Annotated in this window: 1 pseudogene; it reads left to right on the top strand. The window is 68.8% G+C overall.

Features of this window, described 5'->3' with window-relative positions:
• Window positions 1–266, top strand: a pseudogene (locus SB753_RS37945) (GNAT family N-acetyltransferase); the annotation flags it as partial.

Genomic DNA, 266 nt, shown 5'->3' on the forward strand with positions numbered 1-266 from the left:
GGCGCAAGTTTGCGCGGCGCTCGCGGCAGGTGAGCACCAACTAACCGGCGAAGCCGCGGCGGGCCTATTGGAGCGGTTCGGGCTTCGGGTCGAAAACGAAGCGGGCGGCGCGCATGAGGCCAAGCCGATAGTCGGCATCGCGGTCGCGCTTCACGACGACGATAACTTTGGCCCGGTGTTCCGCTTCACGGCGCCATCCGACGATGGCGTCTCCGAGCCGTTGCGCGTGTACGGCCTGCCGCCGCTGAACCCGGTTCTCGCGCGCG

The organism is Paraburkholderia sp. SIMBA_053, assembly GCF_046534895.1.
In the GTDB taxonomy this organism is placed as follows: domain Bacteria; phylum Pseudomonadota; class Gammaproteobacteria; order Burkholderiales; family Burkholderiaceae; genus Paraburkholderia; species Paraburkholderia caledonica.